General features: G+C 36.9%; 2 protein-coding genes. Both read right to left on the bottom strand.

From position 1 onward, the window contains the following. Positions 1-601: 601 nt before the first annotated feature. Positions 602-835: a hypothetical protein gene (locus ABKW31_RS22860; protein WP_348619027.1), complete on the bottom strand. Its 234-nt coding sequence runs from the start codon at positions 833-835 to the stop codon at positions 602-604. A 71-nt stretch (positions 836-906) separates the two neighbouring features. Then, the gene (locus tag ABKW31_RS22855; protein ID WP_348619026.1) at positions 907-1,392 is read right to left on the bottom strand and encodes a DUF2846 domain-containing protein; all 486 of its coding nucleotides are present in this window, start codon (positions 1,390-1,392) and stop codon (positions 907-909) included. Positions 1,393-1,999 lie beyond the last annotated feature (607 nt).

Genomic DNA, 1,999 nt, shown 5'->3' with positions numbered 1-1,999 from the left:
CAACGGATCATTATCTTGGTCTAAAGCTTTATTACAAATACCACAATGGTTGTTCATTCCCATGAAACCTAACGCCCATTTAAGCGGCTTATAATAGTTTGCTAAAATGTGTAGCGAAGTGAAACTGAGCAAACTGTTAGCAGTCCCGCTTTAAATGCTTGTTAGCAATACTTTACTTACTGGATTCGCATATTAATTTAAAACCATAAACGAACATAATAAATAGAAATGTTTCTGATAAAGGTATCGCACCATCAACAATCCATAAGTAGTTCTCACTTATAGTTTCTTCCAGAATGGAACTTAAAATGCCTAGAAATAAGCCTATAACTAAAGACAATAAAATAAAAAGACCACCTTTCGAGCTTGTTCTTTTGAAATGCCTATACGAGAAAATCACAATTATTATAATCCCGATTACAGTAATCAGAGGCTCTATAATCAAAGCGTATAACAGGCCAAAGGTTATTTCCTGCCCATTACTTAATAATTCAAATATCTCTAACATTACTATTCACTTTCCATGTATTGCTAACGCTTAACATATGGGGATTTTAGGAGCGCTTTACCAGCGAGTGAAATTCCCACCATGATGTTTTTGTTAGCTATCATTTCTTGGTTTATCCGCATCTGGATTAAAAAAAAGAAATGCAATAAACACCACCCACATAGCGAAAAATGCTGCTATTGCTGAGATTACTACACGGCCAAAGACTTCCATAGGAGTACCTACAGCACCACTAATTAGTATTCTAAAAAGCGCAAAAACCATAATTATGAAGGATGATATTATTGCGTACTTTAATGCTCGTCTAGGTAATGACAATTTTTCCATGTGCACCTGATAGCTAACGCCCCAATATGCCGACGAAAGCGCAGCGAGTTGAGGTCGGAATAATTGGTTTGTTAGCCTTCATTTTTAGAATTTCTTAGTTCTTTTAATATCGGCAAAGCCGTTTGCTCCGTGTGTTTGATAATTGAAGCCTTTGTCTTTCCGCCTGTTACAACCAAAGCGCCAGCAGGAATTACATAAAAGTCCTCCAGTTCATGCGTCCATTCATAATAGTAAATTTCGCCAGATTTAAAATCTTGTTCAACTGAAGTTTCATTTGCCCAATCTGATTCGGTTACCTTTGGTAGTGTAATAACTTGCTTACCAGGAGAAGTCTCAACTCTCAAAAATCCTGCGTTCTTGATACAACCAATGTTCGAATTATTTATTAAAACTGTTCGACAGCCAGCAGCACCTAGAAATTTATCCTGTCTCATAAGATAAATAGTGGCTGTTTGATTATTAATTAGAGTAGGTTCAACAAATTTTACGCCAGTAGCTGAGCAGCCACACATTAAAATGACTGATATAAATCCATATAATTTCAAAACTTGTTTCATCCTACACCTCATGAAGGCTAACGCTTAACATATGAGGATTTTAGGAGCGCTTTTTCAGCGAGTAAAATTCCCACCATGATGTTTTTGTTATGTTTCATGTTAATACAACCCTTTTTAAATGAGCGACAAGTTCCTTTAGTAAGAAAGTCGAATAACCTACACAAATAATATAAGGTAAAAATAGCACCAGTCCAAAAATATGGCCCTCTTCTTTTTTCATATATCGGCTTGGAATAAAAAACTTTTTACCCACCACTTTTAAGCAAATTTTGTTGAAAACATAGAAGTATGCGAAGAAAAACCATAGCAAGCTTACTAATGCACCTTCTGGCCGCAAGAAGGCAAAAATAATACAGCAACCTAACAATACCCAATGAAAATGGGGATATGGTTTAAATGGAATCAACCTTGACCTCTAATATTCCTTTGAAACATAACGCCGCCAGCAACGGCACAAAGTTGATGGCGACTTTATTGCGCCGTTTGCAAAAAAAGTGACAGCGAGTTTGTGTCCGATTTGACTGGCCTTGTTAGGCATAGACTTCCTCCACAGCACTTGATATCACCCATCCTTCCAGCCCGTACGAGGCATTTAATACGTATGCCT

The organism is Paraglaciecola sp. 25GB23A, from assembly GCF_040012495.1.
In the GTDB taxonomy this organism is placed as follows: domain Bacteria; phylum Pseudomonadota; class Gammaproteobacteria; order Enterobacterales; family Alteromonadaceae; genus Paraglaciecola.
This window is presented reverse-complemented; position numbering and strand designations above follow the sequence as displayed.